We start from the raw sequence: 26,735 nt of genomic DNA, 5'->3' as shown, positions 1-26,735 counted from the left end.
GATTCGGAACAGGATCGATGGACAGGAAGGCAAAAAAACCATGAAAGCCCCAGGGCTTTCATGGTTCGGTTGATGCTCAGTCCCCGCTTATAGAACTTTGGAAAGGAATTCGCGCGTGCGCTCATGCTGCGGAGCGGCAAACACCTCACGGGGATTGCCTTCCTCTACGATATAACCGCCGTCCATGAAGATCAGGCGGTCGGCGACTTCCCGGGCAAAGCCCATCTCATGGGTGACGATGATCATCGTCATGCCCTGCTGGGCCAGCTTCTTCATGACGTCGAGCACTTCGCCGACCATCTCGGGATCCAGCGCGGAGGTCGGCTCGTCGAAGAGCATGACATCCGGCTGCATGGCGAGCGCGCGGGCGATCGCGATGCGCTGCTTCTGGCCGCCGGACAGGCTGTCGGGACGGGCATCGCGCTTGTCCTCGAGGCCGACCGTGCGCAGCAGCTCAAGCGCGATCTTTTCGGCCTCTTCCTTGCCGAGCCCCTTCACCTTGCGCGGAGACACGGTCAGGTTGTCCAGAACCGACATATGCGGAAACAGGTTGAAGTGCTGGAACACCATGCCCATCTTCTGGCGGATGGAGTTCAGATCCTTCTGGGCGCCCGTCACGTCGCGGCCCTCGAAGCGGATCGTGCCGCCGGTCGGCTCCTCGAGCCGGTTCAGGCAGCGCAGGAACGTGCTCTTGCCGGAGCCGCTCGGGCCGATGACCGCTACGACCTCGCCCTTGCTGATGGTCGAGCTGATGCCCTTCAGCACCTCGTTTTTGCCGAACGACTTGCGGAGCTCTTGAATTTCGATCATCGTTGGCCCATCCTCCTCTCAAGCAAGATAAGCAGGCGGGACAGCGTGAAGGTCATGATGAAGTAGATGCCGCCTGCGACCAAAAGCGGCTCGAACGAGCGGAACGTGACGCCCTGGATCGTCCGGGCGTTGTACAGCAGCTCGGCGAGGCCGACGACCGAAATGAGCGAGGAATCCTTGATGATGACGATAAGCTCGTTACCGATGGCCGGCAGCATGTTGCGGAAAGCCTGCGGCAGCACGATGAGCCGCATCGTCATGCCGCGGGACATCCCGAGGGAGCGGGCCGCTTCGGTCTGGCCTTTGTCGATGGCCTGGATGCCCGCCCTGAATACTTCCGCCATATAAGCGGCGCTGTTGATCGTCAAGGCGACGACGCCCGCGACGAATGCCGGCAGGTTGATGCCGACCGTAGGCAGCGCGTAGTAGATGATCAGAATCTGCACGAGCATAGGGGTGCCGCGGATGATCTCGATGTACGTTACCGCCAGGAATTTGAGCACCCAGATCCGGGAAAGGCGGACAAGGGCAAGCAATACGCCGAAGAAAGTGCCGAACAGCACTCCCAAAACGGAAAGACGGAGCGTAAGCCAGGCTCCGTCCACAAAGTAAGACCAGTATCCGTTGAGTGCGGAAAAATCGAGATTCATTTTATTCGCACCATCCGTTCCTTATTTTCCGACCAGTTCATTGGCTTCGACGACGAAGCGGTCGATCTCTCCGCTTTCCTTCAGACGGTCGATCGTTTTGTTGATGGAATCGACGAGCTCCTGGTTGCCTTTCTTGATGGCGATGGCGGAGCCCGCTTCATCTGCCGATTGCTCGATCTTCACATTCGTAAGGGCGACTGTATCCTGGGCTTTGACGTACTGGTCGGCAACCGGCTTCTCCAGGATCAGAGCGTCCACGCGGCCCGAATTCAGCTCCAGGATCAGTTCCGGGATCTTGGCGATCGAAGTCAGCTTGGCGCCTTCGATTTCTTTGGCGATCCCTTCTTGGATTGAACCTTTTTGGACGCCGATTTTTTTGCCTTTCAGATCGTCCAGCGTGTTGAAGTTTCCTTCGTTTCCTTTTTTGGCGAGCACGCCTTGATCGGCCATATAGTAGATTTTCGAGAAGTCGACGGCTTTGGCGCGCTCCTCGGTAGGCGTCATGCCCGAGATGACGAAATCGACTTTGCCCGTATTGAGCGACAGCAGCAGGCCGTCAAAGTCCATGTCCTTGATTTCCAGCTTCGCGTTGAGATCCTTGGCGATTTCCTTGGCGATCTCGATGTCGAAGCCGACGATCGTGTCTTTGCCGTCAACCGTTTTGTGGAATTCGTACGGCGCATAATCCGCGCTCGTGCCGAGCACCAGCGTTTTTTGCTCCGTGCCCGCATTCGTATTCTCGGCTGCGCCCGTGTTCGCGGCACCGCCCGCATTGCTTTCGACGTTGCCCTTCTGGCCGCATGCGGTCAGCACCAGCATGGCCGCGATCGCTACTGTCCAAACCTTCTTCATGATCATCTCTCCTGCCTCTATTTAATCGATGTGGAGCTGGCTTAACCCGTCCGATGGCTATGCAAAAGTAAATATGCGAAAAAACGAATAAATAATTACGAATGCCAGTATAACACCGATAATAAGCAATCACAACGTCTAAAGCATAAGTTTCAAAATGATGCCATTTCCGACTTTTTATGATGTAGTTATTTAGGAATAAAGATATTTATTCATGCTCTCTTGCTATTTATGGTTTCAAAGCAGAAATGAACAAGGAAAGAACTGTTCGGAACAGTTCTTTCCTTCATTCACTTCAATCCGTTAGGACACGTGGAGCAGCCGGCTGATGATGACGGCTGCCTGAGCGCGGTTGGCCTTGCCTTTCGGCTCGAATCCGCCGTTGCCAGTGCCTGTAAGGATTCCTTTTTCACTGAGCAGCGCTACGGAAGGCTTGGCATAGGAAGCGATCTTGCCGCTGTCTTTGTAGGCTGCAAGCGCTGCAGAGGCATCAGCCGCTGCGATGCCGCCGGCCAGCTTCAATGCATTCGCGGCCATGATCGCCATCTCTTCCCGCGTAATCGCCCGGCCGGGCTCGAACTTTCCGTCTCCCGTACCTTTGACGATGCCAGCCTGCACAGCGGCAGCGACAGCGTCATAATACCAGGCATTCCGGTTGACGTCGCCGAACGACAGGCTCGCCGATCCGCTCGGCAGGTTGAGCGCCCGCACGAGCATGGTCAGGAACTCGGCGCGGGTTACTTCCTTCTTAGGACCGAAGCGGTTTTCGTCCAGACCTTTGATGATGCCCTTGGCGTACAGCTCTGCGATTGCATCCCCGGCCCAGGAGCTGACGGAGTCGAGATCGCGGAAGCTGTGGGCCGGCGCCGGCGTCGGAGAAGCCGAAGGCTGAACCGAAGGCGATGGAGCCGGCGTCGCGCTTGGTGTCGCGCTAGGTACCGGCGCAGGCGTTACAGTCGGTGCCGGTGTCCAAGGCGTAGACGATGAAGTCGGCATTTCGCCGTTTCCATCGTCCATGGAAGCGGCTGCCGCTGCAGGCGCCGCCGCGTAGATGGCGTTGGCGAGCAGACGGAATTGAGCCTGAGGATGCGCCTTGTTGGTCAGCTCGCCGGCGAAGACGGTCACGTTCAAGGCCTTGTCGGCCAGCTTGAAGCCCATGACCTTGCCTTTGACGACTTCATGCCCAGGCCACCAGCCGGCAATGAAGAAATCTTCTGCAGAGCTTGCCGAGGCCAGAATTTCAGCGCCTTCCGGAACGGATTTGATATAAGAACCGGATTGCGTGTACAGATAATCATTTCCCTGATAAGGAGCGGTAATGACGCTGTCCTGATTCAGGACCGCTTTGATCAAGCCTTCATGGGTGCTGCCCGTCGTCGCGAAATCGAACCCCGGAAGCAGTCCCGTTCCCTTCAGCGTGCTCATAGCCGATCTTCCATATGCGATGAACGGCTTGCCGGCTTCGATAGAAGCTTTGCTGCCGGTCGTATTGACCAGCACATCCGCCCCGGCCTGGTCGGCCGCAATCTTGAAGCCGAGATCCCTCAGTACGAAAGCCGGAACGCCGGTTGCGGACACGGCTGCGGACTTCAGCAGCTTGCCGCTTGGGACGGAGCCCGCGGAATACCAAGGAATGGTGACCAGGGAATACTTGTCCTTGACGAGCTTCAGGTTCGCATACGAGACGAGGTAGTCGCCCTTCTCGTAATCCGGTCCATCTGCCGTCAGCAGCGTAACCGCTTTGCCGGCAGCGGTGAGCTCGTTGACCGCCCGGATCGCATCGTTGCTGCTGCTGCGGATGACATAGTGGGAATAAGAGCCGTTGATCGCCGTATCGGGCTTGGCTGCTGCCGCGACCGCTTCCGTTCTGCCTGCGAATGCGTTCTCGGCGTAAACTGCGTAGCGGTCGAAACCTCTCATATAAGAGAAGCTCTGCACGATGTCGGCGTACATTTCGCTGAAGTCGGACACATCGATTCCGTCATACAGCACGAGATTGGCGAAGCTGCGCTTGGCTTGATGCATAGGAACAAGATAAGTGCCTTTAGGATAAGTTCTTCCTTCAATGGTGACGTAATCGGTCGTCTTCTCGACCTTGACGCTGTTGCGGATCAGGTAGTTCACCATGTTGACCGCTTCGAGCGCGTTTTTCTGGTTGGACTCGTCCACTGGAAGGACATAGTATTCCGGGAAGAAGCTTTTGCCCTCGGCGCGCGGGCGGCCGATGGACTCATGCTTGGCATTGACCAGATACTTGTCGACAGCCGGGCTGTCCACGTTCTCGATGCCGCGCTTGTACACCTCCAGCTGGTTCAGGAACAGCTTCTGCTTGTTCGCCATGACGTAATCCGTCGAGGCGAGCGCGGTATACAGCAGCGCCGTCGTGGAATCCTCATTCAGTTCCGGAATCTCGATCGTATGGCCGAGAGCGCCTTGGTGCATGGCGAATACGGCGGTGTAGGCGGGAGAAGCATCGTCCCAGCCCGTCGCGTTGGCGATCGGCTTGTAGCTCGGGTCTGCGGCCGCTTTTTCGGCTTCCAGATATGGGATGTGGTACACATCGTACTTCGTGTTGGCGACAGCTGCGCGGCCCATGGCATCGGCTTGCTCCACCATGCTGTCGATCAGCAGGTCGTAGTCGATGTTCGGATCATGGGGAGGCGTGCACGGCTCGATCAGGAACTGGCCGACGAACCCATGGAAGTCCAGGAAGGACAGCGGCGACCACTTGGCGATCTCGCTGGCGACGATCTGCGTCTCCGGCTGGGTCTGGTACGAGTTGTCGCGGTTCAGGTCGAAGCCGTTGGCATTGGCCCGCGTATTGAGGTAGCGGCCGTCCGGATTCTGCGTGTAGTTGAGCAGGAAGATGACATCGTCCAGCGCATCCGCCACGTCGAAGCTTACCTGGCGCGCGGCGCCGGAGCTGTCGGTCGTGTCGTACTGGATCGTGTCCTTCTTGGTCATTTCCTCAAAGAAGTTCAGGATCGCATCCACGCCCGGAGCTTCGTCCGGATGGATGTTGTTGATCCAGACCGGCACCTTGTAGTCCGTCAGCTTGCCGCTGCGGATCTTCTCCTGCAATCCGGCCGGATCGTTGATCATGGCTGGCAGCGTCTCGTTCACATACTGGTCGACGGACGCCTTGTCCTTGGCCAGAATCGTAAAGTTGATGTCGCGGCCCTGGACGGACTTGCCGAGCACGCGGGTCTCGATGTAGCGGCCGCTCTTCGCGCCCGCCGTAATGCGGTCGATCTCAGGCTTGATTTCGTCATAAGTGCGGTAGGTGTCATAGACGTTCAGCTTGATCGGCGCCGAAGCGACCGCCCCTTCCGCGCCGGAAACCATCAGCTCGTTCGTGCCGAGCAGCTTCGGATACAGCTGGCGGTAGGGGGTGCCGGACACGTTGACGCGGTCATAAGGCAGATCGAACGTGATCCTGGCGGTAAGATGGCGTCCGCTTACAACAGGCATGCCTTCCAGATAGATGAAGGGAGCTCCGGAGTAATCGCCTTTCTGCGCGTTGTATTTCTTCCAGTCGGCGAGAGGCTTGCCGCCGTAAGTCCATTTCAGATCAACGGCATCCGAAGCCGTCATACCTGACGGAAGATCCATATCGACCGTAATCGTGCGCTTCTCGGTGATCGAGGCCTTGTCGCTGCTCAAGGTCAGCTTCTTGGACGGCTCGTTGATTTCCAGCAGCAGGTTCGTCAGCACGGACGAGAACGTGCTCAGACGCTCCTCGATCCGGCCGGGATAGTTGGCGCTCAGATACGCCAGCGTATCCTTGGCGGTATGCCAGATGGCTCCTTCCGTGGTCTGGGTAGAGCCGTCCTTTTTGCCCAGCGTCCAGTTGGTCGCTTCCAGATAAGCGTAAGGAATTCCGGCGCTCTTGAACGGAGCATGGTCGCTCCAGTCGCCGGTCGTACCCGCCGGATAGTCGGGATTGTCCCCGCCCTGCGTCTGCAGGTTCAGGCCGAGCTTGCCGGCGATGGCCAGCGCTTGATCGCGAACAAAGCCGCCCTTACCGGCAGATCCGTAGACGTACATATTGTCCCCGGCAGCGAGGCTGTCCAGGTTGATCATGGCGACGGTATTGGCCTTGTCGGCCTCGGACATGGCGGCCACATAGGCTGTGGAGCCCTGCATACCGGCTTCCTCGGAACCGAATGCGATGAACTTGATCGTATAAGGAACGGTCTGCTGCGATACCGCTTTAGCAGATTCAAGCATGACGGCGACGCCAGACGCATTGTCGTCCGCGCCGCGGCTAGGCGCCTTCACGGAATCGTAATGAGCGCCGACGATGATCGTGCGGGGCGATTCGCCATGCTTCTCGGCGACGACATTATAGCTTTTGCCGCCGTTCTTGGCGTTGTACACGAACTCGGTGACGGTCGGGCTGTATCCCATGGCGGCGAACTCGTCCCGGATATAATCCCGCGCCTCGTTTTCTTTGGCGGAACCGGCCGGCCTCGTGCCGATCGTTTCCGTGAGATTGAGCATGTACCGGTACGCCTCGTACCCCGGCGCTCCCTGCACAAGAGATCCGTCAAGCGGAGCACTCGTTTCTGCGGCCGTCGTTTGGACGGTCGCCGCCTCATAAGTCTCCGGCAGCGCGGCGGATGCCGCAGGAGTCAGCAGCGATGCAAGCATCGAACCGGCAATAACGGCAGACAACAGCTTTCTGTTCAGCTTCAAGCGGCTGGACAAAATTACATTCCCCCTTAGGTATGTATACAATATACAAAACACTGTATAACGTATGGTAGGAATTATAACATTGCGATCCCATTCTCTCAATCTATCTTCTCAAATATTACGATTTGGTATACGATTCGATATTTACCGACCTGAATCGCTTTTTTATGCGATGAAAATCTACCAAACAGCAACCAAACAGCCTATTAAACCCCTCTTTTTGCAAGGGGCTGCCCCGTATAATCATGCAGCAGCCCGCATCGCAGCCCTTCTGCCTATAAAATACGCTTACCGAGCAAGGAAGCCGCGAGCTCAACCGCTGCCCTGGCCGTCCGGCGCGCAGGATCCAGGATCGGATTGACCTCCACCAGCTCCAGCGAAGTGGCGATTCCGCTTTCCGCCAGCAGCTCCAGCGCATAATGGGCTTCACGGTAGCTCAGACCTCCGGGAACCGGCGTTCCTACGCCCGGCGCCTGCATGGGGTCGAGACAATCCAGGTCGAAGCTGACATGGACGCCGTCGGTATTCCGGCCTGCCGCGGCGATCGCTTGTTCCATGACCGCATGGATGCCCATCCGGTCAATCTCATGCATCGTGAAGCAAGTCATGCCGGACGAGCGGATGAACTCCTTTTCACCGGGATCCAGGTCCCTTACTCCGACGAGAACGACATTCTCGGGCCGGATCAACGGACCTGCTCCCGGAATGTCCGCCAGCGTGAAGGAGCCGTGTCCGACCGCAGCAGCCAGAGCCATGCCGTGCATGTTGCCCGAGGGGGTCGTGCCTTCGTGGTTCAAGTCCCCATGCGCATCGAACCAGATGACGCCCAGCTTGCCGTAATGTCCGCTGAGTCCGGCCAGCGTTCCGATGGCGACGCTGTGGTCTCCCCCGAGCACGAGCGGAAAAGCCCCCGAGCTGACGCTCCGATACACTTTCTCGCCGACCAGCCCAGCCATTTCCGCCACCTCGGCCTTATGCTTCATCAAGCATCCGGGTGCGGCAGGCTCCGCAGCATCTCCCGGGACGTCGACTTCCCATTCCTCCGCGAGCTCCAGCTCCATCGCCTTCAGCTGCCGCTTGAGTCCGGCCTCGATGATGCTCTCCGGTCCAAGCTCCGTGCCCGCACGGCCCCCGCCGAGCCAGAAAGGCACCTTGATCAGCTGAATCTTGCGCTGCCCGCTCCGCAGCCGCTCATTCATGTCCGTCGCCATGTTCATCATCGTTACCGTCTCCTTTGTCGTCGATGTCGGCTTCAAGCACTTCCGCCAGTCTTGCCAGCGCCCAGTCGATCTCCTCCTCGGCAATGACGAGAGGCGGAGCTAGACGGATCGTCGTATCATGCGTTTCCTTGCATAGAAGGCCCCTGGACATCAAAGCTTCGCAATACGGCCGCGCGGGACGGTCCAGCTCGATGCCGATGAACAGTCCGCGGCCGCGGATTTCCCGGATGCGGGGACTTTGAATCGCATGCAGCCTTTCCAGCAAATAAGCTCCCAGACGCTCGGAACGCTCCGCCAGAGCTTCATCCTCCAGAACGTCCAGCGCCGCGGAAGCGACCGCGCAGGCAAGCGGGTTGCCGCCGAATGTGGACCCGTGCGAGCCCGGCTCGAACACCCCGAGCACATCTTCATCCGCCGCCACGGCCGAGATCGGCATGATGCCGCCGCCGAGCGCCTTGCCCAGCACGTACATGTCCGGCTCCACCTCTTCCCAATCGCAGGCGAAGCGCCTGCCGGTGCGGCCGAAGCCGGTCTGGATCTCGTCGGCGATCATCAGCATGCCGCGGCGGCTGCACAGCTCCCGGATCCCGCGCAGGTAGCCGTCCGGAGGAATGACGATTCCCGCCTCTCCCTGGATCGGCTCGATGAGCACGGCGGCGGTATGGTCCCCGACCGCCGCCTCCATCGCCTCCAGATCGCCGTAAGGAACGAGCTTGAACCCCGGCAGGAAAGGGCCGAATCCGCTCTTGTACTCCTCGCTCGAAGAAAAAGAGGTGATCGCAAGCGTTCTTCCATGGAAGTTGCCCGTGCAGACGATGATTTCCGCCCGTCCCTCCGGAATTCCCTTGACTGTGTAGCCCCAGCGGCGGGCGGCCTTCAGCGCCGTCTCCACCGCCTCGGCTCCCGTATTCATGGCCAGTATTTTCGGCTTGCCCGTGAAGTCGGCCAGCTTGCCGTAGAAAGCAGCCGCCGCGTCATTGTGGAACGCCCGGGAAGTCAGCGTCACCTTGGCAGCCTGGTCCTGCAGCGCCCGGATCAGCGCCGGATGGCGATGGCCATGGTTCAGTGCCGAATAAGCGCACAGCATGTCCATGTAGCGCTCGCCTTCCGGGCTGTGCACCCAGACGCCGGAGGCCTTCTCGATGACGATGGGCAGAGGGTGGTAATTGCGGGCGGCATGCCGCTCGGATAAAGCGATGGCTTCTGCGGATTGCATGTTTTTCCTCTCCTTATAAATGCATATTGTATTTTGTATACAATATGACGGATAAAAAATCCCGGATGCAGCGAAACATCCAGGCGCCCTGCCTCCACCCGGCCAAAAGAGATCCGGACGGTTAAAACACGCTTCATTTGTATACAATATACAAGCATGGAAGCGCTTATCGCGTATGAAAGGAATAATAACATAGAAAATGGAATCCAACAATGATTTTCTTGATTAGCTGAATACATGTGCATAAACCGAACATTAAACTGTCATCCTTATTCCTTTTATGCCCTTGATGAAGCTCAAAACCGATGATAATATGTGTCATATGGAGTATTTATACAAATATTTTGCATATCCATGCAGGATAACTAGCAACGCTTCAATAGAGGAGTGAAGGCATGCAGCCGAAGTACCAGTCCCTCAAGGATCATGTCTATGAGTACATCGCCCAGCGGATCCAGGAAGGAACGCTGCTTCCCGGCTCCAAGATCAACGAGGCCGAAATATGCAAAAGGCTGGACATCAGCAGGACGCCTACCCGCGAGGCTTTGTTCCAGCTCAGCTCGGACAACCTGCTCGAATACCTGCCTCGACGGGGCTTCACCGTCAAAGCTTTCGACCAGAAAAAAAAGGAGGACTACTCCCTCCTGATCGCAACGCTGGATTCGCTGGCCGCCACGCTGGCTGTCGATCAATTGAGCGATAGGGACCTTGAGGCGCTCGACGATCTGGTCGCGGCGATCCAGGACGATCTGGATGCCTATGACTTCAGCCGTTACTACGAGCATCAGGCCCAGTTCCACGAATGCTATCTCCGCCGATGCGGCAATTCCACCTTGATCGAGATGCTGGATTCCCTCAAGAACGGATTTCTCCGCCAATCCTATGCCAGCGAGGACAAGGAAAGGCTGGCCGCCCTCCTGCAGGAAATCAACGGCGAGCACCGCCTGATCGCCGAGCTGTTCCGCAGCCGCGACAAGGAGAAGCTGGAGCAGGCGGTGCGCCTCCATTGGCGCATCATCGATTCCGATATGCTGTAGACGGATGCGCTGGATCTAACAAAGAGGCTGCCCCCGGTCATGTTCATGACCTTCAGGGACAGCCTCTTTGTTTTGCCATATAGCTTGCTGCGGGGAGCCGAATCGCCTATCGCTGCATCAGCTCCAGGGAAGCACGTAGAGCAGAATCGCGAAGAAATGGACCGCCGAGCCGGCCAGCACGAACAGATGCCATACCGCGTGATGGTAAGGGAATCCCCGCCAGACATAGAAGACCGAGCCGACCGTGTAGAGCAGTCCGCCGGCAATGAGCAGAGTGACTCCGCCGGAAGCGAGGTGAGCCGTAAGAGGGCCCCAGGCAAATACGATCAGCCATCCCATCGCAATGTACAGAAGCGTCGAGGTGAACAGGAATCTCGTCACGAAAAACGATTTGAACAGCACCCCGAATACCGTGATCCCCCAGATGATGCCGAACAGCGTCCACCCTAGCTTGCCGCCGACCATATGGAACAGCAGAGGCGTATAGGTACCCGCGATGAACACGTAAATAAAGGAGTGGTCCAGCACCTCCATCACCTGCTTGGCCCGCCCCTCCCGGAAGCTGTGCACCAGCGTCGAAGCCGTATACAGCAGCAGCATGGCCACTCCGTAGATCGTGAAGCTGACGACATGCAGCGCCGTTCCCTTCTCGGCCGCGAACACGATGAGCAGCACGAGTGCCGCGACGCTCAGCGCCGTGCCGATTCCATGCGTGACCGCATTGGCCACTTCCTCGCGCCTCGTGTACGTATACGTATTTGCCATAAGTCCCTTCCTCCTTCCTCATGCCCTATCCTATGAAACCGCTTGCTGGGCGGTTACACCTTCTCATTGGAGTAAGCCACCCTGGAATCCACCTCGAATACCGCTTCCTGCATCGCCGGATCGTACACATACGAAGGCCTGTCCAGGTCGTACAGCCAGAACTTGCGGATAAGTCCGGAGGAATCGTCGCTTATAAAGTGAAAGAAATTCAGCTGATCGATGTTGTCTCCGATATAGGACGCGTCGGCCGCAGCCAGGTTGGACACCGTAATGAGCCATCCCCTGCCGCCCTCTTCCACCTGGAAAGCAAGGGAATGCGCCCCTGTATCGAGGAGAGTCCGGCCGATGACCAGCTTGATCAGAAGCCGCTCGCTCATGCCGGATCGCCTCCCTTGCCGACTGGAGCCATGTCGATCAGCAGCAGCCGCGTCCCGTCCGGGCCCGCCTTCAGCTCCAGCTTGTCGAAGCTCGAAGCCCGGAGCATATCGCCTTGGGCGAGCTCTCCGTCGACGCCCTCCACGGCAAGGCTGCCGTCCAGCACGAAGACGGCCAGCAGGCGCTCTCCGCGCGTGTAGTGGGTGATGCCCTGTCCGCCGTCGAGAGCGCTCAGAAACAGGTTCACATCCTGATGGATGCCTGCAGCTCCAGGTCCCGCAGCATCCCTGGAGACGATCGGCAGCAGCTGTCCATGGATGGACTTCGGGTCGAAAAAGCTCGTTTCGTAGGACGGCTCCAGCTTCCTGGTCTCGGGAGTGAACCAGATCTGCAGGAAATGAACCGGCTCGTCGGGGTCGGGATTGACCTCCGAATGCACGATGCCTGTACCGGCCGTCATGCGCTGAACGCCGCCGTAGGTCGTCTCGGCGCTGCCGCCGGAGCTGTCTTCATGCTTCAGCCTGCCGCTGAGGACGACGGACACGATCTCCATCTCGCGATGCGGATGGGCGCCGAAGCCTCGGCCTCCGGCGACGATATCTTCGTTGAACACGACCATGGAGCCGAAGCTGCGGTTGCCCTCTTCATAATAATCCCCGAAGCTGAAGCTCTGGCTGCTTTTCAGCCACTCGTTCTCGCGATGGGAACGGTCCTCGTTGCGGCGAATCTCGTACATGGGCCTGCCCCTTTCTCTATTCGAATTATATTTACTTACCTTTTTGCAGTTTAACGGAAGGCAGGTCGCCTTTCAACCAGTCCGCCACGGCGCCGATCGTCTTGTCGAGATTGCTGCGGGATTCTCCGTCCACATAGGGAAGCTGGTGGCGGAAATAATTCGTATGCCCCCCGATGACCGGCAGCCCCCTCACATAACCCGGCGCGTAGCGCATTCGGTTCCAGGCTGGAATTCCGCCAGGCAGCCGCAGCCAGCCTCCCCAGCTCCCGAGCCGCGTCACGGGATCGTCCGGCCGGCCTCTGCCGTCGAGCGCATAGAAATACGCGCTGCTCTCCTGCAGCTCATCCGGAACCGGCACCCGGGGAGAACCGATCTGGACGACCCGAATGTCATCCGCCGATATGCCTTGCTCCAGCAGCAGCCGCGCGGCGCGGCATGCCGCCACTCCTCCGCCGCTGTGGCCGAGCAGAAGCACCGGTCCGCCCGTATAGGAGCGCTCGAGATCGCGGATCATCGCGCGGGCTCCGATCCGGCTCGGGAGCAGCAGCCGGGTCAGATCCGACCGGACCTCCCATACTTGCCGCCACAGCTTGCGGGAATAATCGCCATAGGGAAACAGCACCTCCATGGTCGCCTCCGTGCCCTGCTCGCCAAAGAGCCGATCCAGCATGCGCCTGCATTCCTGAAACGTGGAAGGATAAGTCGCGACGCCGGCGACCAGATAGACCGTCAACTTGGAAGGCTGCCAAAACGCCACGTCAATCGCCTCCTCTAGAATTAAATTGTAGCATTAACCGGGGAAGCAGCGCCAATACGTCCACGGCTGCAACGGGCATGAAGCCCGAAATCCCTGTTCTCCGCTGCTGATTCGAGAGGCTCAAGTCCAACCGCCCCTTCTGTTCCCGGGAAGGAATTCCTGCGGATGAAACGGCGCTGGAAGGCCATACTTTAACTACCACTTCAGGAATCGGGCGGAGGTTGCGTGCCATGATTGTGATCAAGAATGTCCACAAGAAATACGACGACGGCTTCCATGCCCTCAAAGATATCAACCTCGAATTCCGCAAAGGCGAGATGACCGTCCTCATCGGACCGAGCGGCTGCGGGAAATCGACGACGATGCGGCTCATCAACCGCCTCGTCGTTCCGACCAGCGGCTCCATCACGATTGACGGCAAGGACATCGCATCGATCGATCCCGTAGAGCTGCGCCGCAGCATCGGCTACGTCATTCAAAGCGTCGGGCTGTTCCCTCACATGACGATCGCACGCAACGTGGCCACCGTTCCCCGCCTCAAGCATTGGGACAAGGAGCGGATCGCGCGCCGCGTCGACGAGCTGCTCCAGATGGTCGGCTTGAATCCGGATCAATACCGCGACCGGTACCCTTCGGAGCTGAGCGGCGGCCAGCAGCAGCGGATCGGGGTCATCCGGGCTCTGGCAGCCGATCCCGACATCATCCTCATGGACGAGCCGTTCAGCGCCCTCGATCCGCTCAGCCGCGAGCAGCTCCAGGAAGACATGGCGCGGCTGCAGCAGGAGCTACACAAGACCATCATCTTCGTCACGCATGACATGGACGAAGCGCTCAAGATCGCCGACCGCATCGTCCTCATGAAGGACGGCGAAGTCGTGCAAAGCGATACGCCGGACCGGATTCTGCGCCGGCCGGCCAACGACTTCGTCCGAACCTTCATCGGGCAGAAGCGCTTGGACGCGGGCATGGGACAGGAAGAAGCGCTGCAGTTTGAAGGAGCGAACGCTTCGATCGATTCCCCTTCCGCTTCCGTCAACGACGTCATGGTCACCCAGCCGGCCGTCACCTATCCGAACCGCGGATTGGCCGAAGCGATTTTGACGATGGAACGGCGCAAGGTCGATTCCCTCTATGTCGTGGACCGCCAGCGGCGCCTGCTCGGCAGCGTGTCGATCTACAACGTTCTGGACCGGTACGGCGAAGAGGAAAAGACTGTGTCCGACGTCATGATGCCGGTGCGCTACGTCGTCCAGTCCGGCACTCCGCTGGCGCAGGCCGTTGAGCTGCTCGCCAGCCACCGGCTGCATAACGTTGCTGTCGTGGACGAAGGCGGGCGCTTCATCGGACTTATTACCCGCGGCAGCGTCGTCCGCCACTTGGCGGAGCTGCTGCCGTCGCTCGGCGATGGAGGCGACGGGGAGCGTGAAGGGGATACCGGAACGAGAGGTTACGGCGGTTCCGCGGGGGACAGCGTCTCCGATGCTGGCGGGCAAAGAGCTCTCGGCGGTGAGGAGAGAGATTCTGACGATCAAGGTGCTCGCGGCAGTGCGGAGAGAGAAGTCCGCAAGGGCCAAGAAAGCTTGGGCGAAACCATAGCCCCAGGCGGTCAAGGCGGAGAAGGCGGAGACATCCGCCAGAGCGGAACGGACGCTGAACCGACGGGAACCTCCTCGATCTCCATAAGCCCCGGCAGCAGGGAAAATTCGGATAGCGTCGGACACGGCGGGACGGCGCCGGAGCGTTCCGACGACGAAGGGAAGGATCGTTCATGAGCGGCTTCTTTTCTTTTGTCCGGGACCGCTTTCCCGACATCCTGACCGCGCTGCGCGAGCATCTGGGCATTTCGCTCGCCGCCGTGCTGCTCGGCTGCGCCATCTCGCTGCCGCTCGGCGTGCTGCTCGTCTACAACCGGATCCGCTGGCTGAACAGCGCCGTGTTCTTCGCAGCCAACCTGCTGCAGACGATTCCGAGCCTGGCGCTGCTCGCCATCCTGATTCCGCTCATGGGCATCGGCGTCAAGCCGGCGGTGCTCGCGCTGCTGCTCTACTCCATCATGCCGGTGCTCCGCAACACCTATGAAGGCTTCCGCAGCGTCGATCCCCATGTGCTGGAATCGGCGCGCGGCATGGGCTATTCGTCCGCTCAGCGGCTGCTGCGCGTCCAGCTGCCGCTCGCCGTGCCTTACATCATGTCCGGCATCCGGCTGACGACCGTCTACGTCATCAGTTGGGCCACTCTGGCGACCTTGATCGGAGCCGGCGGCCTCGGACAGCTGATTGTCTCCGGCATGGGCGTCAACCAGCCCTACCTCATCGTCGCCGGTGCGCTCGGTGCGATCGCGCTGTCGCTGGCAGCCGATCTGCTGCTCGGCTGGATTGAAGGCGCCCTGACCCGCCGCTTCGGCTTGAGGGGAGGCGCAGCCGCGTGAGGAGAAGGCATTGGACAGGCATGTCCGTGATTGGGAGGGCGCGCCCTAAGGCGATCAACCCGCCGGGGGATCGGTCCGCGTTCCTTAAGGCGGCAAGGCAGGCGGCACGATCCGCGTTCCTGAAGGCGTCAAGCCGGCCGGAAAAGCCGGAATACTCCGGAAAGGCAGGCCGCATAGCGGCGCTGCCGCTGCTGCTGGCGTTCCTTCTGCTCGCGCCGGGCTGCACAGGCAAGGCGGACCTGCGGATCGGCGCCCAGACTTTTACCGAAACGAAGATTCTGGCCGAAATGTACAAAGCCCTCATTGAACGCAGCACGGATCTGCAGGTGAAGGTCATTCCCGACCTGGCTGCCAGCCCGCTCGTATTCAGCGCGCTCGACAGGGGCGACATCGATCTGGCCACGCTGTATTCCGGCGAGATCTTCAACAACCACTTTCCCGTTGAGCCGACCAAGGATCGCGCCGAGGTGCTGCGCCAAGCCAAGGAAGGCTTCGACAAGTATTTCGGCTTCGACTGGATGGATCCGCTCGGCTTCGAGAACACGTACGCCTTCACCGTCCGGCGCGAGGTCGCGGAGCAGAAAGGTTACAAGAAGATATCCGACATCAAGCCGGATGCCGCCTCCATGCGCTTCGGCGTGGACACTTCCTGGCTGGAGCGGGTCAGCGACGGTTACCCGGCCTTTCAGAAGGCTTACGGCATTTCCTTCGCCAAGTCCTACCCGATGGAGCTCAGCCTCGTTTATTCCGCCGTCAAGAACAAGCAGGTCGACATCGTCCTCGCGTACTCGACCGACGCCCGGCTGAAAGCATTCGATCTGGCCACTCTGGCGGACGACAAGCATTTCTTCCCGCCCTATGACGCGTCGGCCGTCATGCGCAAGGACATGGAAGCCCGCCATCCGGAGATCAAGCAAGCGATCGCCCCGCTGTTCGGCACGATGGACCGCGACACGATGGTGAGCCTCAACTACCAGGTCGACATCGAGAAAAAGAGCGAGCGCGAAGTCGCGCTCGCCTACCTGAAGGAGAAAGGACTGATTCCATAATGCCCGAGCAGCGAGAGACGCTTGCCGACTTCTGGGACTACCTGTACCGCAACCGCGGCCTGCTGTCCGAATATTTCATCCAGCATGTGCAGCTGGTGGCGGCCGGTGTGCTGCTCGCGCTTGCGGCCGGCGTGCCGCTCGGCATCCTGTGCACCAGGAGCAGGCCGCTCGCCCGGATCATCCTGGCGATCACCGGCATCCTTCAGGTCGTGCCGAGCCTAGCGATGCTCGTCCTGCTCATGCTCTGGATGGGTCTGGGCAACACGACCGTCATGGCCGGCCTCTTCCTGTACTCCCTCAACCCGATCGTGCGCAACACCTATGTCGGTCTGCAGCAGGTCGGCAGCAGCTTTCTCGAAGCCGGCCGGGGCGTCGGCATGAGCCGCTGGCAGCTGCTGTGGAGCGTGCGCATGCCGCTGTCGCTGCCCTATATGATGACCGGCATCCGGATCGCGGCCGTCATCGCCATCGGGGTGGCCACGATCGCCCCGCTCGTGGGCGGCGACGGCCTCGGCCGCGAAGTGTATGCCGGCATCAACGGCCAAAATTCGCTGCGCATCTATGCCGGCGCTCTTCCTGCCGCCCTGCTCGCCATCTTCGCCGACATCGTGCTCGGATATGTGCAGCGGCGGTTCGATCCGGCCGACCGGGCTTCGCGCAGGCGGGGCGGCGGCAAGGCGGAGCAGGCGGTGCCGCCGGTGCCCAAGACGCAGGGCTGATTAAGCCTGCCCTCCCGTTCCTGAGGAGCAGCGCTTAAAGGCTGTCTCCTGTGCGGAAGGAGGCTTGGATAGGGAGGCCTCGCCGCCATGCCGGTCGGGCGATGAGCTTTGCGTGCTTGGCACGCTTTGCAAACCTTGCGGCTCTGGCGCTTGGCGCGCTAAACGTATCCGGCGATGCTCAGCCTCGCCGCCTGCCTCCCCCGGCACAGGCAAGAAGGGGGCGAGGGTAAACTTTTGCAGGCCGGGGTAATAGTACGAATAACTTGGCACAGGCGCGCAAAGGAGAGGATTGCCGGATGAAACTGACCCACGAGCAGGTCATCGCCCTTCACGGGTTCAACAACCTGACCAAATCGCTGAGCTTCAACATGTACGATATATGCTACACGCGCAACAAGCAGGAGCGCGAGGCCTACCTGGCTTACATCGACGAGCAGTACAACTCCGACCGTCTCAACCACATCCTTCATCATGTGTCGGATATCATCGGAGCGCATGTGCTCAATACGGCCAAGCAGGATTACGAGCCGCAGGGCGCCAGCGTCACGCTGCTCGTCTCCGAAGGCCCCGTCGTGCAGGTTCCCCAGGGTACCTTCGGCGAATCTCCGGGACCGATGCCCTCCAACGTCGTCCTCCAGCTCGACAAAAGCCATATCACCGTCCATACGTATCCCGAATTCCATCCCGACGAAGGCATCAGCACGTTCCGCGCGGACATCGACGTGTCCACCTGCGGCGAGATCAGTCCGCTGAAGGCGCTGACCTATCTCATCTCCTCCTTCGATACCGACATCATGACGCTGGACTACCGGGTGCGGGGCTTCACCCGCGACATTACCGGACATAAGCTGTTCATCGACCACGATATCAGCTCCATCCAGAATTACATTCCGGACGAGGCGAAGGACCTGTTCCACATGATCGACGTGAACGTCTATCAGGAGAACATCTTCCACACGAAGTGCAAGCTGAAGCAGTTCGATCTCAACAACTACTTGTTCGGTTATACGAAGGACAAGCTGAGCGAGGAAGAGCAGCAGGAGATAACCGAGAAGCTCAAGGGCGAGATGGACGAGATTTTCTACGGCAAGAACATGTATTGAATAAAAAAAAGCCTGTCCCGCGCCGGTCTCGCCGGCTGCAGGACAGGCTTGTTCAATTCTTTTGCAGTTTTTCGGCTGCGATCCTTTTCCCGCTTCGGTTCTTTTTCCGCTTCGCTTCTTTTTCAGCCGCGGTTCTTTCAAGCGGCGCCATATCCCAGCCGCTGTTCATTTCCGCGCCGTCCGGCTCGCTTGCTGAAGAGAATACAGGTCCTCCTCCAGCGCCCCCATCCGCTCGCGCACGGTTCGGACGGCATCCTCGACGGCCTGATTGCGGATGACCGGCGACAGCAGCGAGAGCATGAAGTCCAGCATCAGCTCCGCAGGCAGCTCTCCGAGCTCCTCGTCCCTTTCCATGAGGAAATAATGCTGCAGCTCTCCGATGAGCTGCTTCTTCTGTTCCTTCGGCAGCTTTGTTGTGTGCATGAACCGCCCCGCCTTCCATTCTCGGATTTGTCGGCCAAGCTCAGCAGCTGCAGCTGCTTCCCGCCCTCTTCTCTTCCTTGGAGACGGCGGCTCCCGATCTGTCCGCGCCGGCAGCCGGCTTCTCCGGATCCCTCGAAAACAGCAGAATGCCGTCCCGCTTCTCCCAGCCGGCCTTCGTCCAGAAAGCCGCTCCCCCGTCGTTGCTCTCCATGACCATGAGATAACAGCGCTCGATGCCGGCTTCTCCGAGTCCGCGCAGGCAACGCTCCGCGAGCTCGCTGCCTATGCCTCTTCCCCGGAATTTAGGGTCTACGGCCAGATGGTACAGCCAGCCGCGCCTTCCGTCATGGCCCGCCATGAGCGTGCCGACGACTTTGTCCCCGGCTGAGGCGATCAGGCTCAGGCCGGGATTCCGCTCCAGATAGGCCGAGATCGCCTCGCGCGAATCAGCCCCGCTCAGCACCAGCCCGTCCATCCTCTTCCACAGAGAGACGGAGTCGTCGTAATGGCTGTCGTCCATCGGCAGGTACCGTATCGGCTCCAACACCTGCTCTTGCATTTGCTTCTGCTCCTGAATGCCGTCCATCGGGCTCAATTCCCCTTTCATGAATGCCGCTGTGCAGGCGGAATGTTCGTTCAGATCGCGGTAACTTCCGGATTTTTGGACAATTCCCAGGATTGGAATCGAGGCTAAAAGGTCAACGCCAACGTTTTTCGGAGAAAACCATTTCGCAAGCGTTCCTTCCGCTTCTCCGGAATCATTCCATCTGCTCCGCTGACTGGGCTGGATCAGCCTTGTCATGGGGCCTGCCGTCGTACAGCGAGCTATAGAAGCCTAATGGGCATGGGCCCCTACTTCTTCGTTCTCGTGCAGGCTGGCTTCCCGGTAATTGACGTAAACCCTCAGCTTACCTGCAAGCTTCCGGTCGATGTTCCCGCTCTCGAACAAGCGCTGGATTTCATTGCGCTCGGCCTGGACGGCCTTCTGCTCCAGCTCCTTGCGCCCTTCCTTGGAGCCCAGCGGGCGGCCGAGCGCCGCCTGGCCGCTGCAGAGACGGAGCTCCAGCTCGCGGTAATGCGCCACCATGGCAAGCACGATATCCTTGCTGTAACGGCCTTCCAGCTCCTTGATCCGTTCCCCGGCCGCCTTGACCGAAGCTTGCTTGAGCTCCAGATAGGCTTCCTTGCTCCGGGTTCCCTTGAGCTTGGCCTTGCGGTGCCTGCCCCGCTTGGTGAACAGGCGGAGGAACAAGCCGTAAAGCAGCGTAGCCAGCAGCTTGACCCGGTTCGTCAGGGCCAGCTCGACGCGGTTGAGATAATGCTGGAAGGCTTCTTCCATGTCGGGCGTGATTCTGCCTTCCTCCAGCCATTCGCGGGCAACCTTGCGCTCCGCCTCGAGAGCGTGAAGGCGCAGGTCGACGACGGCGCTTCTGGATTCCGCCTCCGAAGCAAGGCCAAGCCGCAGCTGCTGGATGCGCTGGACATAATCGGCGCGCAGCTCAAGAGCGGCCGCCTGGTTGTCCTCTCGCATTTCCCCTTGCACCGTCCTCAGCCCGGCGTCCAGCACCAGAATGCGCGCGCGGCGCTCCGCTTCCTTGGACGCCGCCTCCATATCCTTGGTCTTGCCGTCTTCGGACGAGCGTGTCAGCAGCGGCAGCATGACGCTGGCGAGCAGCAGCGTGATCAGGATGACGCCGGCGCAGATGAAGAGGATCAGGTTGCGTTCCGGAAACACGGAGCCGTCCCCGAGGAAGAGCGGGATGGAGAACGCGCCCGCCAGCGTCACCGCGCCCCGCACGCCGGACAAGGCGGTCAGCAGCGACGTCTTGAACTTGCGTTCCTTGGCCCATACCCAAGCCATGCGGAGCAGGAGCAGCAGCGCCGTAATGGCGAAAATGTACCCGATGACCTTGCCGTTGTTGTAGTTCGGATCTTCCCAGACCACCTGGATGACATCCGGAATTTCGAGGCCGAGCAGCATGAACACAAGGCCGTTCAGGCAGAAGATGATGACCGACCAGGTGCTGTCGGAGACGACGTTGAGCTTGATCGTGGACGGACCCATCCGATCCCTCTCGATGGCATGGACGACGCCTGCGGCCACGACGGCCAGGATGCCGGACACATGCAGATGCTCCGCCGCAAGGTAGATGACGAACGGAGTCAGGATGAGGATCAGCATATGGACCGTGACGTCCTCCATCCCCCAGCGGCGCAGCCAGACGCGCAGCCAGACGACGGCGAAGCCGAGCGCGGCTCCGAGCGCCAGCCCTCCGAGCGCGATCACGAAAAAGCTGCCGACGGCATTGGTCAGCGAGAAGTAGCCGGTCACTGTCGCCGCGATGGCGAAGTTGAACGCGACGAGGCCGGAGGCGTCGTTCATGAGCGCCTCGCCCTCCAGCAGCCGCAGGATGCTGCCCGGCAGCTTGACGCGGCTCGCGATGGAGCCGACGGCGACGGCATCCGTCGGCGACAGAATCGCCGCCAGCGCGAACGCCGCCGAGAGCGGGATGGCGGGAATCATCCAGTGGATGAACGGGCCGGCCACGAGCACGGTCGCGAACACGAGGCCGAGCGCCAGCAGCAGGATGGAGGAGCGCAGTTTCCACAGCTCCTCGCGAGGTGTGATCTTGCCGTCGTTGAACAGCAGCGGCGCGATGAACAGGACGAAGAACAGCTCCGGATTCAGCGGCACATGATGCAGCCACGGGAAATAGGCGGCCACGATGCCGAGCGCGATCTGAATGATCGGCACCGGAACGAACGGAATGAAGCGGTTGATGATGTTGGAGACCCCGATCAGGACCAGCAGCGCCATCACCATGATGAAGATTTCCATGAGGCAACCAAGCTCCTTATGTACAGTCTTGCCCCTACAGGGCGGAAATGCGTGATCTTATTACTTTACCATAGTGGAGCATGCGATCCTAACCGAAGTCCGTCGTCCGCAAAGTTCGGGCAGGCTGCGCCTACGATCGAAAAGCTGCCGGCGAATAATGATATCCGGCTGGAAATCTTTCGGAATTGCCGCTCATCTTTATTGTTGACGGAAAATCGGATTCAATGGCATAATCAGCTTATTCCAATTAGTCGTATTCATTAATACTACTACATAAAGGGGGTCGGCATCGATGATCGATCGGCTCAAGCGGCTCGGCATGTCCGAGCTGGAAGCCCGCTGTTATCTGGCGCTGCATGAAGAGCCTGTGCTGTCCGGCTACGAAGTCGCCAAGCGCGTGTCCGTCTCGCGCACGAACGTCTATGCGGCTCTGAGGTCGCTCGTGGAAAAGGGGATTTGCCGCGTGTCGGAAGGCGAGACATCCATGTACGCCGCCATTCCCATCGAGGATGTCATTCGCCAGCTGCGCTCGGAGTTCGAAGAGAATGCCGGCATTCTGGAGCGGGATCTGAAGCCTCAGCCTCCTGCGCCGGGCTTCTATACCTGGACGGGCGAAGGGAATATGCGGACCGCGATCCGCCGGCTGATCGCTGGCGCCCGCCGCACCGTCGTCGTCGATATATGGAGCGAGGACTTCCATGAATTGGAGCCGATGCTGGCCGAAGCCGAAAGCCGGGGCAAGACGGTCATCGTCATTACGATCGGCGAGGTCGAGACCGGGCTCAGGCATGTATTCACCCACAAGCGGATGGAGATGTGGCTTCCGGAAAAATCGAGAGGCTTCTACATCCTCTGCGACTGGAAGGACGGGCTGCTCGGCAGCTTCAACGAGCCCGGCAAGCCTTCCGCCCTGGAGACGGACCATCCGTCCGTATCCGGAATGCTCCTGCAGGCATTCCATCACGACCTGCTGATGATGGACATGGAGCGCGACTTCGGTCCTCAGCTGGCCGAAGCTTACGGCTCCGACTATGAGAAGCTGCTTGACCGCTACCGCCATGATTATGGCTGGGATATTCCTTGACGGCAAAGAACCCTGCCTTGTATGTGAGCTAATGCCAGCCGATATCCCTTATGCCTGTCCGCTTATTCGGCCGATGTCTGCCAAGGCCAGCTGATGCCAACCGATCCGGTCGATGTCCGCCAGAGCAAGCGGATGTCCGCTTATTTCGGTTGATGACAGCTGAAGCCCCACGTTTTGAAGCTAGAGATGAATAGACCACTTGGAACAGAGAGGAAACCGAAACCATGTCACAAGCTGTCGCCCGTAGAATATCGACGAATGCCACCGTTTTCCCGATCCTGTTCATGATCAGCACGGTCCACCTGCTCAACGATTCCATGCAATCGACCGTGACGGCCCTCTTTCCCGTCCTTCGCGAGACCCAGCATCTCAGCTACGGGCAGATCGGCCTGATCGCTTTTATGATGAATATAACGGCTTCATTCCTGCAGCCTCTCGTCGGGCTGTTCGCCGACAAAAAGCCGCGCCCTTACATCCTGCCCTTCGGCGTCTGCTTCACGCTCGTCGGCGTCGTCTGTCTTGCGCTTGCGCCGAATTTCGTGACCATTCTCCTGTCGGTAACAGCAATCGGCGTCGGCTCGGCCATCTTCCATCCCGAATCGTCGCGCGTCGCCTATCTGGCCGCAGGCAGCAGCAGAGGACTCGCCCAGTCGATCTTCCAGGTCGGCGGCAATATCGGCAGCGCGCTCGGCCCCGTCATGACGGCGCTTATCTTCATCCCGCTTGGCCAAAAGGGAGTGCTGCTGTTCGTCGCGGCCGCCGTTGCAGGCATCGCGATCCAGACTTTCGTCGCGCGCTGGTATAGTTCCATCAACGCCGCTCCCCGCCCCAAAAATACGGCCGCGGCCGCAAGCTCCGCCCTGCCGAGGCTGTCTTCGGGCAAGGTGAAGTTCTCCATCGGCATCCTGGTGCTCCTTGTCTTCTCCAAGCATGTGTACCTGTCCAGCTTCACCAGCTTCTACTCGCTCTACCTGATCGACGATTTCGGAATCGGCAAGCAGTCGGCCCAATGGTATCTGTTCGCTTTCCTCGTCGCTTCCGCCGTCGGCACCTTCATCGGCGGACCGCTGGCAGACCGCTTCGGCCGCCGCAATATCATCTGGCTCTCCATCCTGGGAACCGCTCCTTTCTCCCTTTTGCTTCCTTATGCGAGTCCCTTCTGGTCGGCCGTTCTGTGCGTATGCGCCGGGTTCGTGCTTTCCTCGGCCTTCTCTATCATCGTGGTCTACGCCCAAGAGCTGCTGCCGGGCAAAATCGGCCTCGTCTCCGGCTTGTTCTTCGGCCTTGCCTTCGGACTTGGCGGACTCGGCTCCGCCTTGCTCGGCGAGATCGCGGACGCGACCAGCATCGGCCTGGTCATGAAGATCTGCTCTTACCTTCCGCTGCTCGGCATCTTCACCCTGCTGCTGCCCAAGGATAGAGAGCTGCATGGGCAAGGCGCATGAATGGCCTCGCAGCTGTACCCCAAGAATGCAAAAGACACCCGTTTCGGGTGTCTTTTGCATTCTGCGCGTCAAGAGATCCACGTTCCGATCTCGAGGATTCCTGACCAGCCGAGCGGCCGGCTCCGCGCCGTCTCCTCATCGCCTTCCATCAAAGACCTGCGTCCGCGACTACAGCCGGCCGGTCCGCTTTTTCGATGGCCGGCCTCTTCAGCGTAATCGCCAGCAGCAGCCCTGCCGCCGCCAGAATGGCGATCAATTGATACGCGTTGTGGAACGCATGCGACATCGCATCCGGAAGCACCGCTTCCCCTTTGCGCGCATAATGGTCGGTGCGATTGACCAGAAGCGTCGTAAGTCCCGCGATCGCGAACGAACCGACGACCTGCTGGGCGGCGCTTGTGAGCGAAGTTACCCTGCCGACCAGCTCCTTGGGCGCCGTTTGGATCAAGTGCGTATTCAGCGCAATGAACGACATTCCCGTCCCGAATCCGATCAGCGCGCGCGGGACCAAGAACAGCCACGGGCTGTCGCTCGGATCGATGAGAGAGACCAGATAAGCCCCGGCCGTAATCAGGATCAAGCCGCCAATTACCAAAGGACGCGCTCCGATCCGATCGAACAGCCTTCCGCTGAACGGCATCATGACCGCGGAGGCCAGCGCCTGCGGCAGCGTCCACAGCCCGGCCTCGAACGCGCTCATTCCCATCAATCGCTGCATGAAATACGGAATGGCGAAGATCAATCCGAACATGGCGAATTGCATCACCCACTGCACCAGAATTCCCCGCGTAAATTGAATGGACCGGAATACCCTCAGCTCCAGCAGGGGCTCCTTTTGGCGCCGCAGCTCAACGACGGCAAACAAGATCATCGCGACAGCTCCTACGGCCAGGCCGGCAATCGTTTTTGCCGAGGACCATCCCTCCCCCGCTTCGCTCAGTCCGTACGACAGGCCGCCGAAGGCGAACGGCGCCAGCGCGATGCCGGCGTAATCCAGCGGAGCCGAGGCTTTTTTCGGTAGATTCGGCAGGAACATGGCGCTCATGACCACTCCGGCAATCCCGACCGGAATATTGATGAGGAAAATCCACGTCCAGCTGACGTAATCGACGAGATAGCCGGAGACGACCGGTCCGAGCGCAGGCGCAAGCAGGATAGGCAGTCCCATCATGCCCATGATCCGGCCCACCGACTCGGGAGGACTGATCCGGTAGGTCATCGCAAATGCAATCGGCACGACCATTCCGCCGCCCAGCCCCTGCACGACACGAAAGAAGATCAATTGCTCTGCGGTGCCCGCGAAAGCGCAAAGGATGGATCCCGCCGTGAATAAGATAATCGAGACGATGAACGTCTGCTTCGCCCCGAACCGGTCGGAGAACCATCCCGCCATCGGAATGACGACAGCCTGCGCGAGCGAATAGCCCGTAATCGTCCATTGAATCAAGCTCAGCTTGCTATGCAAGTCATCCGCCAGTACCGGAATAGCGACGTTCACCGCCGTCGTATCCAGAATCACCATGAACAGCCCGACGACAATCGCAATCAGCGGAGCCAGAAGCGAACGAACGGGCAAGGACTCTCCAGTTTGTGTGGACATGACAATCTCCCCCAAGCGTATTCATTTTCTTGCCCCTAAAGTAGCATAGGAGACCATACAAAGTAAACTAATTTTATAAAAAAAGTTCAATTCGTATATCACGTTTATATTCAAGAAGAGATGATTTATACTAAAGGGGCCAACCTGGAGGTGTGTTAAAATGTCGGAAACCCCATTTGATCCGCTGTTCGAGAAACGGGAGAAGCTTGTCTTGCGCTTGATGCCCTATGTCCATAAGCATGGCATCAGCCCGCTCAAAATGGATGAACTGGCCAAATATATGGATATCAGCAAAGCGACGATGTATAAATATTTTGCTTCCAAAGATGAAATTGTGGGCTGCATTGTCCACAAATTCGCGGCGTTCGTATCCGATCAAATGCTGTCGGAAGCTCCGCCGAGGCTGTCGCCGGAGCGGCTCTCGCAGCCGTCCGCCGAGGAGCGGAGGTTCTACAACGAATCCTTCGCCCAGGCGTTCAAGCTCACGATCAAGCTGTCTTACTACTTGACGGATGTTCTGATTCAGGATCTGAGCGCGACGTATCCGAGCTTGGCCGTCAAGCTTGCTGAAGCCGTAGAGCTTTGCAAAATCAAGCTGTCCGACTACTTCGAGAGCGGCATTCAGCTCGGGGTATTTTATCCCATCAATACGCGGCTTTATCTGACCCAGGTCGATCTTGTCTTTCGGAAGCTGCTGGATCCCAAATGGCTGATGCTGCAAGATATGACCTTGAAGCAAGCTCTGATGGACTTTTTCAAGACCATGAAGCATCAGGTCTTCTATGAAAAATGGATGGATGAAGATTATTCCTCGATTGAGCTCTATTTCGACCGATTGATTGCGGGGATGAGAACGCAGGAATGATAGAGCATCGTCGTGTGATAGGCTGGCTGCCAAGCCAAAAAAACCCGCCGGATGTATCCGGCGG

Annotated in this window: 22 protein-coding genes and 1 pseudogene; 9 read left to right on the top strand and 14 right to left on the bottom strand. The window is 59.3% G+C overall.

The features are described from left to right. Window positions 1–87 precede the first annotated feature (87 nt). From PHU01S_RS17690 to PHU01S_RS17665, 6 genes are all read right to left on the bottom strand, one after another. The gene (locus PHU01S_RS17690) at window positions 88–810 is read right to left on the bottom strand and encodes an amino acid ABC transporter ATP-binding protein (protein ID WP_021879403.1); all 723 of its coding nucleotides are present in this window, start codon (window positions 808–810) and stop codon (window positions 88–90) included. Next, window positions 807–1,460 (bottom strand): amino acid ABC transporter permease, encoded by a 654-nt coding sequence (locus PHU01S_RS17685; RefSeq protein WP_021879402.1) that lies wholly within the window; start codon window positions 1,458–1,460, stop codon window positions 807–809. The genes PHU01S_RS17690 and PHU01S_RS17685 overlap by 4 nt, the downstream gene beginning before the upstream one ends. Window positions 1,461–1,481: 21 nt before the next feature. Beyond that, window positions 1,482–2,312 carry an ABC transporter substrate-binding protein gene (locus PHU01S_RS17680; RefSeq protein ID WP_127508941.1) on the bottom strand — a complete coding sequence of 277 codons (831 nt, stop codon included), beginning with the start codon at window positions 2,310–2,312 and terminating at the stop codon, window positions 1,482–1,484. Between the two features lie 303 nt (window positions 2,313–2,615). Beyond that, window positions 2,616–7,022 (bottom strand): M20/M25/M40 family metallo-hydrolase, encoded by a 4,407-nt coding sequence (locus tag PHU01S_RS17675; protein WP_246029269.1) that lies wholly within the window; start codon window positions 7,020–7,022, stop codon window positions 2,616–2,618. A 263-nt stretch (window positions 7,023–7,285) separates the two neighbouring features. Continuing rightward, window positions 7,286–8,230, bottom strand: a complete 945-nt coding sequence (rocF, locus tag PHU01S_RS17670) for an arginase (protein WP_232313279.1) — start codon at window positions 8,228–8,230, stop codon at window positions 7,286–7,288. After that, window positions 8,202–9,446: an ornithine--oxo-acid transaminase gene (locus tag PHU01S_RS17665; RefSeq protein ID WP_127508938.1), complete on the bottom strand. Its 1,245-nt coding sequence runs from the start codon at window positions 9,444–9,446 to the stop codon at window positions 8,202–8,204. The genes rocF and PHU01S_RS17665 overlap by 29 nt, the downstream gene beginning before the upstream one ends. Before the next feature lie 395 nt (window positions 9,447–9,841). Here PHU01S_RS17665 and PHU01S_RS17660 point away from each other — a divergent pair, with 395 nt between their 5' ends. After that, window positions 9,842–10,483 carry a GntR family transcriptional regulator gene (locus PHU01S_RS17660; protein ID WP_021879397.1) on the top strand — a complete coding sequence of 214 codons (642 nt, stop codon included), beginning with the start codon at window positions 9,842–9,844 and terminating at the stop codon, window positions 10,481–10,483. 117 nt (window positions 10,484–10,600) lie between these two features. Here the strand turns inward: PHU01S_RS17660 and trhA are convergent, their stop codons facing one another. The 4 genes from trhA to PHU01S_RS17640 are packed head-to-tail and all read right to left on the bottom strand — an operon-like array spanning window position 10,601 to window position 13,116. Beyond that, on the bottom strand, window positions 10,601–11,248 hold the full coding sequence (gene trhA / locus PHU01S_RS17655; protein WP_021879396.1) for a PAQR family membrane homeostasis protein TrhA: 648 nt from the start codon (window positions 11,246–11,248) through the stop codon (window positions 10,601–10,603). A 53-nt stretch (window positions 11,249–11,301) separates the two neighbouring features. Continuing rightward, window positions 11,302–11,625: a hypothetical protein gene (locus tag PHU01S_RS17650; protein ID WP_127508935.1), complete on the bottom strand. Its 324-nt coding sequence runs from the start codon at window positions 11,623–11,625 to the stop codon at window positions 11,302–11,304. Continuing rightward, window positions 11,622–12,359, bottom strand: a complete 738-nt coding sequence (locus tag PHU01S_RS17645; RefSeq protein WP_021879394.1) for a pirin family protein — start codon at window positions 12,357–12,359, stop codon at window positions 11,622–11,624. Before PHU01S_RS17645 ends, PHU01S_RS17650 begins: the two co-directional genes overlap by 4 nt. Window positions 12,360–12,390: 31 nt before the next feature. Next, the gene (locus PHU01S_RS17640; protein WP_127508932.1) at window positions 12,391–13,116 is read right to left on the bottom strand and encodes a lipase family protein; all 726 of its coding nucleotides are present in this window, start codon (window positions 13,114–13,116) and stop codon (window positions 12,391–12,393) included. 230 nt (window positions 13,117–13,346) lie between these two features. Here PHU01S_RS17640 and PHU01S_RS17635 point away from each other — a divergent pair. The 5 genes and pseudogenes from PHU01S_RS17635 to speD all read left to right on the top strand — a co-directional run. Next, a pseudogene (locus PHU01S_RS17635) lies at window positions 13,347–14,522 on the top strand (betaine/proline/choline family ABC transporter ATP-binding protein); the annotation flags it as partial. Window positions 14,523–14,884: 362 nt separating this feature from the next. Further along, on the top strand, window positions 14,885–15,544 hold the full coding sequence (locus PHU01S_RS17630) for an ABC transporter permease (RefSeq protein ID WP_048746404.1): 660 nt from the start codon (window positions 14,885–14,887) through the stop codon (window positions 15,542–15,544). A 20-nt stretch (window positions 15,545–15,564) separates the two neighbouring features. Continuing rightward, window positions 15,565–16,593 (top strand): glycine betaine ABC transporter substrate-binding protein, encoded by a 1,029-nt coding sequence (locus tag PHU01S_RS17625; RefSeq protein ID WP_083436421.1) that lies wholly within the window; start codon window positions 15,565–15,567, stop codon window positions 16,591–16,593. Further along, window positions 16,593–17,312: an ABC transporter permease gene (locus PHU01S_RS17620; RefSeq protein WP_127508925.1), complete on the top strand. Its 720-nt coding sequence runs from the start codon at window positions 16,593–16,595 to the stop codon at window positions 17,310–17,312. Before PHU01S_RS17625 ends, PHU01S_RS17620 begins: the two co-directional genes overlap by 1 nt. A gap of 296 nt (window positions 17,313–17,608) precedes the next feature. Next, window positions 17,609–18,415: an adenosylmethionine decarboxylase gene (gene speD, locus PHU01S_RS17615; RefSeq protein WP_048746399.1), complete on the top strand. Its 807-nt coding sequence runs from the start codon at window positions 17,609–17,611 to the stop codon at window positions 18,413–18,415. A 165-nt stretch (window positions 18,416–18,580) separates the two neighbouring features. On the opposite strand, the gene PHU01S_RS17610 is transcribed toward speD, so the two are convergent. The 3 genes from PHU01S_RS17610 to PHU01S_RS17600 form a co-directional block, all read right to left on the bottom strand. Then, window positions 18,581–18,838, bottom strand: coding sequence for a DUF2164 domain-containing protein (locus PHU01S_RS17610; RefSeq protein WP_021877715.1), 258 nt, complete (start codon window positions 18,836–18,838; stop codon window positions 18,581–18,583). A gap of 40 nt (window positions 18,839–18,878) precedes the next feature. Beyond that, the gene (locus PHU01S_RS17605) at window positions 18,879–19,445 is read right to left on the bottom strand and encodes a GNAT family N-acetyltransferase (RefSeq protein ID WP_246029268.1); all 567 of its coding nucleotides are present in this window, start codon (window positions 19,443–19,445) and stop codon (window positions 18,879–18,881) included. A gap of 228 nt (window positions 19,446–19,673) precedes the next feature. Further along, the gene (locus PHU01S_RS17600; protein ID WP_021877717.1) at window positions 19,674–21,677 is read right to left on the bottom strand and encodes a Na+/H+ antiporter; all 2,004 of its coding nucleotides are present in this window, start codon (window positions 21,675–21,677) and stop codon (window positions 19,674–19,676) included. Between the two features lie 292 nt (window positions 21,678–21,969). Here PHU01S_RS17600 and PHU01S_RS17595 point away from each other — a divergent pair, with 292 nt between their 5' ends. Then, a complete protein-coding gene (locus PHU01S_RS17595) occupies window positions 21,970–22,761 on the top strand; it encodes a TrmB family transcriptional regulator (protein WP_021877718.1) in 792 nt (263 codons plus the stop codon). Between the two features lie 224 nt (window positions 22,762–22,985). Beyond that, on the top strand, window positions 22,986–24,206 hold the full coding sequence (locus PHU01S_RS17590) for an MFS transporter (RefSeq protein ID WP_049867995.1): 1,221 nt from the start codon (window positions 22,986–22,988) through the stop codon (window positions 24,204–24,206). Window positions 24,207–24,354: 148 nt separating this feature from the next. On the opposite strand, the gene PHU01S_RS17585 is transcribed toward PHU01S_RS17590, so the two are convergent. Beyond that, on the bottom strand, window positions 24,355–25,806 hold the full coding sequence (locus PHU01S_RS17585) for a DHA2 family efflux MFS transporter permease subunit (RefSeq protein ID WP_048746398.1): 1,452 nt from the start codon (window positions 25,804–25,806) through the stop codon (window positions 24,355–24,357). A 160-nt stretch (window positions 25,807–25,966) separates the two neighbouring features. Between PHU01S_RS17585 and PHU01S_RS17580 the strand changes: the two genes are divergently transcribed. Then, window positions 25,967–26,671 carry a TetR/AcrR family transcriptional regulator gene (locus PHU01S_RS17580; RefSeq protein ID WP_048746396.1) on the top strand — a complete coding sequence of 235 codons (705 nt, stop codon included), beginning with the start codon at window positions 25,967–25,969 and terminating at the stop codon, window positions 26,669–26,671. Window positions 26,672–26,735 lie beyond the last annotated feature (64 nt).

It is taken from the genome of Paenibacillus humicus NBRC 102415, assembly GCF_004000905.1.
Classification (GTDB): domain Bacteria; phylum Bacillota; class Bacilli; order Paenibacillales; family Paenibacillaceae; genus Paenibacillus_O; species Paenibacillus_O humicus.
Note: the sequence above shows the minus strand (reverse complement) of the source record. Positions and strands in the feature narration are given on the sequence as shown.

Bases quoted from the DNA above. Each gene is read 5' to 3' on its own strand.
- PHU01S_RS17690 (WP_021879403.1), bottom strand. From the start codon at position 810: ATGATCGAAATTCAAGAGCTCCGCAAGTCGTTCGGCAAAAACGAGGTG.
- PHU01S_RS17685 (WP_021879402.1), bottom strand. From the start codon at position 1,460: ATGAATCTCGATTTTTCCGCACTCAACGGATACTGGTCTTACTTTGTG.
- PHU01S_RS17680 (WP_127508941.1), bottom strand. From the start codon at position 2,312: ATGAAGAAGGTTTGGACAGTAGCGATCGCGGCCATGCTGGTGCTGACC.
- rocF (WP_232313279.1), bottom strand. From the start codon at position 8,230: ATGATGAACATGGCGACGGACATGAATGAGCGGCTGCGGAGCGGGCAG.
- PHU01S_RS17665 (WP_127508938.1), bottom strand. From the start codon at position 9,446: ATGCAATCCGCAGAAGCCATCGCTTTATCCGAGCGGCATGCCGCCCGC.
- PHU01S_RS17660 (WP_021879397.1), top strand. From the start codon at position 9,842: ATGCAGCCGAAGTACCAGTCCCTCAAGGATCATGTCTATGAGTACATC.
- trhA (WP_021879396.1), bottom strand. From the start codon at position 11,248: ATGGCAAATACGTATACGTACACGAGGCGCGAGGAAGTGGCCAATGCG.
- PHU01S_RS17650 (WP_127508935.1), bottom strand. From the start codon at position 11,625: ATGAGCGAGCGGCTTCTGATCAAGCTGGTCATCGGCCGGACTCTCCTC.
- PHU01S_RS17645 (WP_021879394.1), bottom strand. From the start codon at position 12,359: ATGTACGAGATTCGCCGCAACGAGGACCGTTCCCATCGCGAGAACGAG.
- PHU01S_RS17630 (WP_048746404.1), top strand. From the start codon at position 14,885: ATGAGCGGCTTCTTTTCTTTTGTCCGGGACCGCTTTCCCGACATCCTG.
- PHU01S_RS17625 (WP_083436421.1), top strand. From the start codon at position 15,565: ATGTCCGTGATTGGGAGGGCGCGCCCTAAGGCGATCAACCCGCCGGGG.
- PHU01S_RS17620 (WP_127508925.1), top strand. From the start codon at position 16,593: ATGCCCGAGCAGCGAGAGACGCTTGCCGACTTCTGGGACTACCTGTAC.
- speD (WP_048746399.1), top strand. From the start codon at position 17,609: ATGAAACTGACCCACGAGCAGGTCATCGCCCTTCACGGGTTCAACAAC.
- PHU01S_RS17610 (WP_021877715.1), bottom strand. From the start codon at position 18,838: ATGCACACAACAAAGCTGCCGAAGGAACAGAAGAAGCAGCTCATCGGA.
- PHU01S_RS17605 (WP_246029268.1), bottom strand. From the start codon at position 19,445: ATGAAAGGGGAATTGAGCCCGATGGACGGCATTCAGGAGCAGAAGCAA.
- PHU01S_RS17600 (WP_021877717.1), bottom strand. From the start codon at position 21,677: ATGGAAATCTTCATCATGGTGATGGCGCTGCTGGTCCTGATCGGGGTC.
- PHU01S_RS17595 (WP_021877718.1), top strand. From the start codon at position 21,970: ATGATCGATCGGCTCAAGCGGCTCGGCATGTCCGAGCTGGAAGCCCGC.
- PHU01S_RS17590 (WP_049867995.1), top strand. From the start codon at position 22,986: ATGTCACAAGCTGTCGCCCGTAGAATATCGACGAATGCCACCGTTTTC.
- PHU01S_RS17585 (WP_048746398.1), bottom strand. From the start codon at position 25,806: ATGTCCACACAAACTGGAGAGTCCTTGCCCGTTCGTTCGCTTCTGGCT.
- PHU01S_RS17580 (WP_048746396.1), top strand. From the start codon at position 25,967: ATGTCGGAAACCCCATTTGATCCGCTGTTCGAGAAACGGGAGAAGCTT.